At 65.4% G+C, this 6,873-nt stretch carries 6 protein-coding genes and 1 pseudogene; all 7 read right to left on the reverse strand.

Annotated elements, in window-relative coordinates; translation table 11 throughout:
• A partial coding sequence (locus Q0627_RS21200) for a GntR family transcriptional regulator (protein ID WP_298812673.1) occupies positions 1-503 on the reverse strand: 503 nt, incomplete at its 3' end.
• Between the two features lie 59 nt (positions 504-562).
• Positions 563-1,477, reverse strand: coding sequence for an oxygenase MpaB family protein (locus Q0627_RS21205; protein WP_291018319.1), 915 nt, complete (start codon positions 1,475-1,477; stop codon positions 563-565).
• A gap of 52 nt (positions 1,478-1,529) precedes the next feature.
• Positions 1,530-2,093 (reverse strand): hypothetical protein, encoded by a 564-nt coding sequence (locus Q0627_RS21210; RefSeq protein ID WP_291018315.1) that lies wholly within the window; start codon positions 2,091-2,093, stop codon positions 1,530-1,532.
• A 52-nt stretch (positions 2,094-2,145) separates the two neighbouring features.
• Complete coding sequence (locus tag Q0627_RS21215; RefSeq protein WP_291018312.1) at positions 2,146-3,405, reverse strand: MlaD family protein; 1,260 nt, start codon at positions 3,403-3,405, stop codon at positions 2,146-2,148.
• Positions 3,402-4,535 carry an MCE family protein gene (locus tag Q0627_RS21220; protein WP_291018309.1) on the reverse strand — a complete coding sequence of 378 codons (1,134 nt, stop codon included), beginning with the start codon at positions 4,533-4,535 and terminating at the stop codon, positions 3,402-3,404. Before Q0627_RS21220 ends, Q0627_RS21215 begins: the two co-directional genes overlap by 4 nt.
• A pseudogene (locus Q0627_RS21225) lies at positions 4,535-5,703 on the reverse strand (MCE family protein). The gene Q0627_RS21220 and the pseudogene Q0627_RS21225 overlap by 1 nt, the downstream one beginning before the upstream one ends.
• The gene (locus Q0627_RS21230) at positions 5,700-6,758 is read right to left on the reverse strand and encodes an MlaD family protein (protein WP_291018306.1); all 1,059 of its coding nucleotides are present in this window, start codon (positions 6,756-6,758) and stop codon (positions 5,700-5,702) included. Before Q0627_RS21230 ends, Q0627_RS21225 begins: the two are co-directional and overlap by 4 nt.
• Positions 6,759-6,873: the final 115 nt, after the last annotated feature.

Raw genomic sequence — 6,873 nt, forward strand, 5'->3', positions numbered from 1 at the left:
GTGTACAGCTCGTGCGGGTTGTACTTGCTGGCGGCGTGCACGAACCAGGCGAGCTTCTTGCTGTCGCCGGCCAGGTTGATCTCGCGGTGGAAGGCGAACTCGGTGAGCAGGACCCGCCGCTGGTCACCCGCGGCGACGGCATCGTCGAATTCGTCGACAAGCCCGGTCAGGGTGGCCAGGTGGGCCGGCAGGTCGGGGTTGCTCACCGCGTTCGTGGCCAGCCGCGCCGACAGTTCCGCCTGCATCCAGAAGATGTCGACGATGTCGCCGCGGTCGAGCGGTTCGACGATGAAACCGCGGTGCGGGGATGACCGCACCAACCCCTCGCCCCGCAGCGTCACCAGCGCCTCCCGTACAGGGGTGACGCTGCATCCCAGCGCCGACGCCGTCTCGTCGAGCCGGACGAAGTCGCCAGGGCGCAGGTCACCGGTCATGATCCGGTTCCGCAACATGGTGGCGACCTCGTCGGTCAGTTGGGTGCGCCGAAGGCTCTGCGTGGTCATCTGTCAATCCGTCTGCATGTAGTCATGTGTGCTGTGAAAGGCGAGCCGGTGTCGTCTGATCAGACTATCGGCTTGTCGTGTTTGATCCGGCGGCGCAGATCGCGCATCATCATCCGGCTGCCACCGAACCGGATGGACTTGGGCAGGAACTTGTTCACCACCGACACGAAGGTGAACAGGTGCTCGAAGCGGCGGCGATCGTCCTCGGTCCATTCCAGGCCGAGCTGGTCGCGATAGAGCGGTGGCAGGAATCCGGTGGTCAGAAAGCGCAGCAGGTTCACGAACGGCAACCGGATCAGCGGATTGATCATCTTCAGATCGACCAGGTCATTGAGGAAGTCGCACGTCTTGTCGTCGATGACGACGCGCTCGCAGCCGACGTTCCAGTAATGGTCGAAATCGGCGCGGGTGGCCGGCCACATCGAGTCCGGCACCTGCAATGTGGTGGCCAGTGGTTTGCCCGACTGGTAGAAGGCCTCGGCCTCCTCCTCGTTCATCACCCCGTGCAGCAGCTGGTGGGTGTCCTCGAAGCCGATGTACAAGCATGCGGCGACCCACATCTGGAGTTCTTTGTTGAAGGCGTTGTATTTGACGGGGCTTTCCGAATCCGAATGCACATGCCGGTGCGCGGTGTTCACGGCCTCCCGGAACGCGGCCCGTTCCTCCTCGCTGCCGAGCACCGCCACCGCCAGGTACTGGGTGGTGGTCCGGGCTCGTTTCCAGGGATGGTGCATGAGTGAGCCGGACTCGACCTTCGATTCCATGACCCCGTAGGCCACCTCGGGCCAGCCGAGTTGCAGCACCACGTTGGCGGCGGCCCCGGCGAACGACCAGAAGTCCAGTGCCTCGGCGACGTGCGCGGGTTTGCGGGCGTTGGTGACCCGCCGTTTGCGTGTGGTGATGCGGATGCGGGTGCGGGGGGTCGTCAGTTCGGGAGTGGTGTTCTCCAGATCCGGCAGATAGCTGGCGGGCACGGGATTCTCCTTACAACATTGATCGAGCTGGGGACGAGGTGTTTCGGCGGTGTCAGACGGTCTCGACGTTGTCGACGAGCCACTTGCCGCCGGAATGCTTGAGCGAGACCACCATTCGGTAGGGCTGGGTGCGCCCGTCGGGTGACACGACGTTCTTGGCCTGCTGGTCGACGAACAGGATCACCTTCGCCGAGGAATCATCGATGGACTCGACGGCGGCGTAGGAGACGGTGGCGGTGGCCTCACCCTTGCCGTTCTGGACGATCTGGGTCAGCGCCTGCACCATCTCATCGTACTTCTTGGCGAATGCCGGGGTCGACATCGCCGTGATCGCCTCGCGGTTCTTTTCCAGACTCCGGTAGTCGAAGCTGGAGAGTTTGATCGCGTAGTCGCGGGCGGTCGTGGTGACCGCGGCCCGGTCCCCGCCCGAACCGCCGCCGTCGGGTGCACTGCCACGGCCGATGAAGAAGCCGCCGACGGCGACGGCCGCGACGAGTAGCGCGCCCACGGCGCCGACCAGAACCCGCTTGTGTCGGGGAGTGGACTTCTTTACCGCAGAAGAAGATCCGGTGTCCTTTGCCGGTTTGTCGTCCGGCTTGCTCTCGGTATCGCTCATGGCAACCACGTCCTCTGCGCTGGAAGTCACTGTGTCAGTTGATGTCACGGTGTCAGTTGCCATTCTTGGCCCTTTCTTCGAGTTTGCGCCACCAGTCGAGGAGTTCGGCGCCGTTGGGGACGAGGACGGGATCATCGACGACGGGCGGGCCGGACGCACGCCCGGGCCGGGTCCAGGTGGAGGTGCCCAGATCGTTCGGGCGCGGGGCGTTGACCGCGCCGCGCTGCGCGTAGCCGTTGCCGGGCGGGCAGTAGCGAGTGACGTCGGGGGAGGCCACGTCGAGATCACCGATGCTGCTGCGTGGTTCGTCGTCGAACAGGCACACCGGGCCCTGGGTGGCGATGAGCGAGAAGTCGGCGCGGCCGTTCTTGACGATCGACCGCAGATCCTTCATGCCCCGCGGGATCGTCTTCAGGCCGGTGGCCAGCGCGGGCTGCCGGTCGCTGATGATCGGCTCGACGACGGTCAGGTTGGCCAGCACACCACCGAAGGTGCCGCGGTATTTGTCGAACAGCGTGCGCGCGTGGTCGAGACCCTTGGGGGAGCGGTCGAGCAGGTACACGAACACCGGCTGCTGGGCGTCGAGTTGGTCGGTGAAGGTGGCGGCGGTGGTCATGCCGCGCTCGAACGAGGCGGTGTTCTCGCTCATCGCGTCGAGTACGGGCAGCCATTCGCCGAGCAGCCCGCGCAGCATCGGCGCGCTGCGCCGCACCAGGGAGGCCAGCTGGGATCCGTTGGACAGCAACGTGGTCAGCGTCTTCTCATTGTTACCGAGCGCGGTGTAGATCTCGTCACCGACGGTCGCCAGGGTGCCGTCGCCGATGCTGCGCAGCACGGTGGCGGCGTCGGCTATGAGGGAGTCCATCTGCTGGGGCTGCCGGTCGGCGGGTGCGGACACAGTGTCGCCGGAGGTCAGGTACGGGCCCGTGGCCGACTCGGGGATGATGTCAACGCTCTGGATGCCGGCCATCGTCGCCATCGTCACCTGCATGTACGAGTCCTTGGGGATACGCACATCGCCCCGCAGCACCATCGTGATGTCGGCCGCTTCCCCGTCACCGGAGACCGTGACCTTGGAGACGGTGCCCACGTCGACGCCCCGGACGGTGACGCCGGTGCCCTTCGTGAGGCCGAACGCGTCGCGCATCTGCGCCTTGAGGGTGATCTTGTCGCCGAAACCCTCGGGGCCGGCGATGAAGTTGATGCCGTAGGGGATCACGAACGCGGCGATCGCCAGGAAGATGACGAACTGCAGAGTGCCGGTCGGCAGCTGTTTGTACCACGCGGTGAGTCGTGTCTCGGGATGCTTCATCGCGGGCCCTCCTGGCTTGGGGTCGCGTTCTCGCCGGTCGTCGCGTCTTTCCGGGCCTTCGTCTTCTTCCGTGTCTTCTCCCGGCGGTCCTTGTCGATGCCGCCGGTGATCAGATCGCGCAGCTCACCCATGGTGGGTGCAGGCTGCCCGGACAGGAACAGACCGCCGGTGAGCACCTTGTCGATGCTCGCGGGGATGTCGAGCCCGCCGTCGAAGACCAGGTAGTCGCCGCGGATGGCGCTTGCGAAGTTGACCAGGAAGCTGTTCATGTGGCGCATCGTCTGACCGACGTCGTCGTTGAAGCTGCCCAGCGCGTCGAGCACCGTGCGGGCGTCGCCGACGAGGTTGTTGAGCTCGGACCTTCTGCCGGAGACGATCTGGTTCATGTTGGCCGCCAGTGTGGTGGTCTGCGCCATGAGCGCGCCGATCTGGCGCCGCTGGCCGGCCAGCACGTCGACGGCCGCGGGCACCTGGTCGAGGAAGTCGGCGACCATCTGCCGCCGGGCGACGAACAGATCGCTCACATCGGCCGCCGCGGCCATCGCTGCATTGAAATCATCTGTGTACTCCGATGATCGGGTCAGCATCCGGTTCAGGGTGTCGATCAGGTCGCCCACCTTGTCGGATCTGTCGGCGAAAGCCGTGTTCAGACTGGTGATCACCGTTTTCAACTGACCGATTCCGCTGCCGCTCATCAGGTTTCCGAGCGCCGCCAGGGTGCTTTCGACCTGCGGTCCGAGGGAGGTGTCGCGGGCCGAGATGTGCGATCCCTGATGCAGGGTGCCCTGCGGACTGTCGGGTGAGTTCAGCCGCAGGAACGGATTACCCAGTGCCGAAGGCAGTTCCACGCGCAGCGTCGAGTTCCCGGGTGCCCGTACCGTGTCGTCGAGGGTCAGCGTCAGCCGTGCTCGCTGGTCGACCAGTGCGATACCGGTGACACGGCCGATCACCTGCTGGCCCTGGCGTACGTCGGCGCCGGAGACGATGCCGTCGGCGGTGTCGAGGTCGGCGGTGATGGTGAAGGTGTTGTTGCCGACGCCGTGCATCGGCAGATCCTGCAGCCCGGTGGCGCATGCGGACAGGCTCACCCCGGCGGTAAGGGCCAGGGCGGCAACGCGAACGGTACGCATCATCGTCCTCCGGACTTCTTGGGGAGTGCCCCGCCGGAGACGGCCGAGACGATGCCGAGCGGATCGGATGCCGAGATCGGGAACGAGATGGGGTTGGTCAGGCCCGCGCCCACGCAGATCGGCATCGGGAACTGATCGCACAGCGGTTTGAGTGTTTTGAACTGGGTGAGCGTGGTGGACACGTTCAACCGGATCCGCCCCCGACGGTCGGGTCCGATCGTGCTGGACAGGTTCTGCATCATCAGCGGAGCCAGATCCATGAACTCGGCCAGGCCGGCCTTGTTGGCCACCAGCGTCTTTCCGAGAGTGTCCAGGTTCTCGGCCACCACGCCCACGTCGCCCCCGTGTTGCAGGACGAAGTCGTTGATTTGATCGAACACCGTGCGCAGGTCGTTGATCGGTGTGGTGATGTCGGTGTTCGCCTCGGACCACTTGTCCGAGAGCACGCTCATCGAGCGGATCAGGCCGTCGAGCGAGACCTGCTTGTGGCGGAACGTCGTCATCATCAGATTGAGACTGTCGATCAGGTCCTCAATGTCGTCGGCACGGGCGCCGAAGACCCCCGACGCCGATGCGAGAGTGGACATAGCCGTACCGAATTCGGGCCCCCGGCCCTCCCACGACTTCGCCGTCCGGCTCAGTAGTGCGCCCAGCCCCCTGAATCGGCCGTCTGCGAGCCGGTGCTGTCGTCACCGGGCCCCATGACCTGCGTCAGCGTCTTCACGCTCTCCATCAGCTTGTCCCAGCTGATCGGGGAGTGGGTGCGCTCCATCGGGATCACGCCGCCGTCGGCGAACTTCTTGCCCTTGGTATAGGCCGGGCCCAGTTCCAGATGCCGGTCGCTGATCACTGACGGGTTGAGCACGAATGCCTCCACGTCGGCGGGCAGAGTCACGTCATCGCGCACCCTCATGGTGAGCCGGACGTGGTCGCCGCGGGCGTCGACCTGGTTGATGTGGCCGACGGGTACACCGAGCACTGTCACCGTTGAGCCCTGGTACAGCCCGTTGACGAAGGCGAAATCGGCGTGCACGGTTCGGGTGTTGTCTCCGCGGCCGAACACGAACCAGCAGCCGGCGACGATCGCCGCGATCACCAGCAGCGCGGTGAAGATCTTGCCGCCCCGGCGTTTACGACGCCGGATCTCGCGGACCTGACGGAAACTCATTTGCACCCCTTGACGACGCCGAGGACGCAGAGCAGTCCGTCGGGAATGACTGCGGCCGGGGAGACCACGTCGGCCCAGTTGCCGTTGCCGCTCGAGTCGGTGATGGTGCGCAGCGACGGCGGTAGCTGGGTGAGGATCTCATCGACCTGGCCGGCGTTGTCGGCCAGGGTCTTGGTGACCTTGGTCAGATTGGCGGTCAGTTCGGCCATCGGAATATTCGGGAAGGTGGTGGCCATCTGCCGCAGGATCAGCCGCAGGTTGTCGGCGAGCCGGGTCAGTGCGAGGTGGCGCACCGACAGCATCTGGACGAGCGCCTGCGTGGAGGAGAAGGCGTCGGACAGGGTTTCGCTCTGCTGCGAGGTCACCGCCGCCAGGCGCTGGGAGACCGTGAGCAGCTGGTTGATCTGGGTGCCGCTGCGGGTGATGGTCGACGCCGCCGCGGTGACTCCACTGAGCGCGTCGGAGGTGGTCGCCGAATCGGGCATCAGCTTGGTCATCGTGGTCATCATCGTGCGCAGAACATCGACGTCGATAGCCGAGGACGTATCGACCGCGTCGCTCGCCAGATCGTCGAGATTGTATGGAGAGGTGGTGCGCGACAACGGGATCACATTCTTGGCACCGTTGCCTCCGGTGCCCACGGATCCGGATCCGGCCGGGATGACCTCCAGGTACCGCTTGCCGAGCACGGTGCGCAGCCGCACGCCGGCGGTGGTCTGGTCGCCCAGCGGCTGACCGTTGTCGAGGCGGAATCGCACGTTCACGCGATCACCCGCAAGCGAGATCTGTTCGATGCGCCCGGCCGGCACGCCGGCCACCAGCACAGGGTCGGCCGACGTCAGGCCCGACGCGTTGGCCAGCTCGGCCGTGTATTCGGTGGTGCTGTTGTGATAGACGATGCGCGGTACACCTACGGCGACCAGCATGATCGCCAGCAACGTGATGATGCCCGCGGTGCCCAGCGTTGCCGCGGACGCACCTTGCGCCCGTTTGTCGGATTTGAAGATGAACTCGAGAATGCCGACGAAGACGTCGATGAGTTTGACCAGGAACATCAGCGCGTCACCTCCCCGTTCCGGCAGGGGACATGCACGAAGGCGAGTGCAGGGGTCCGAAGATGTTGGCGCTCAGGCCGGCCGCTTCGAGGGTGAAGTTGCACAGGTAGAGCAT

Origin of the sequence: uncultured Gordonia sp. (genome assembly GCF_937858515.1) — a bacterium.
GTDB lineage: Bacteria > Actinomycetota > Actinomycetes > Mycobacteriales > Mycobacteriaceae > Gordonia.